Consider the following 1,014-nt stretch of genomic DNA (forward strand, 5'->3'; position numbering starts at 1 on the left):
ATGGTATCCTGAGTCCAAGTGATAAAACGTCGCCAGCGGTATTTGGCCTGTTTCCAGACGATTTCAATCAGATTCAGCTCTGGGCTGTAAGCGGGAAGATAGAGTAAAAGCATGTTGTGTTCTCGTAACCAGCCATTTCTGATTTTTTCCTCGATCCCATGGTGGATACGCGCATTATCCAAGACTAAAAATGTCAGGCGGTTGTCCCCTTGTTTGGCGAGCTGCTCTAAAAAATCAATCACGTCATCTCGCGTGATACTGCCTGACGTTGTCTGGTAAAACAGCGTATTATCCGTGTAATTTAACGCCCCCAGAACTGACCGTCTGTCATGCTCTTGAGGCTCAGTTTCATGAGGCTTACCCCGTGGACTCCATCCATATTGTACTGGCGGAGACGCGGCAAAACCCGCCTCATCAAAATAGACCAGACGGTAATGCCCTAACCGTGCTCCGGCCTTAATTTTATTCAGCAAGGCAGATTTTTTAGCAAACTCCGTTTCATTGCGCTTTTTTTAAGCGACAGGCGGGTTCGTTTATAGGTGAGTCCCTGCTTTTTCAGGGTATTCGCCAGCGTTTCAAGCGTACAGGGCAGGGAACCATGCCTGGCCTCGACGCACTGTGCTATCCGGGCTAGCGTCAGGGACTCTGCGCTGGCGGCTTCGAGCGCAGTGGCAATCATTTCAGGCGTCATGGCGAGATACCGGCCTCCGGCATGACCGCCTAATAATCCCGCTATCCCTGAATTGTGCCACATGTGAACCCAATTATAGATAACCCGGAGACTGCATCCTATTTCAGCGGTGATCTGGGACGGCTTGATCCCTCTGGCAAGCATGAGCAAACCCGTTCCTCGCGTACGAATGTCCCGGTGTGGGTGATTTAAAGCGAGTTGTTGCAATGTTATTCGTTCAGGCTCAGAAAGTATTATCTTCGATTTCATAAGAACAGGCAGAAAGTCAGGTTATCGTGTTATCGATTATCACAGTAATGCAGATAATTTATCTGATTAACTTA

General features: G+C 48.6%; 2 protein-coding genes. Both read right to left on the reverse strand.

Going from position 1 to position 1,014, the window contains the following annotated elements; translation table 11 throughout:
• On the reverse strand, positions 1 to 473 hold a 473-nt coding region (locus AACQ81_RS04005; protein ID WP_237388489.1), incomplete at its 3' end, for an IS630 family transposase.
• Entirely contained in the window at positions 467 to 940 is a 474-nt protein-coding gene (locus tag AACQ81_RS04010; RefSeq protein WP_237388490.1) for a helix-turn-helix domain-containing protein, read from the reverse strand. The genes AACQ81_RS04005 and AACQ81_RS04010, both read right to left, overlap by 7 nt.
• Between the last annotated feature and the right edge of the window lie 74 nt (positions 941 to 1,014).

Source organism: Xenorhabdus sp. Sc-CR9, from assembly GCF_963897815.1.
In the GTDB taxonomy this organism is placed as follows: Bacteria; Pseudomonadota; Gammaproteobacteria; order Enterobacterales; family Enterobacteriaceae; genus Xenorhabdus.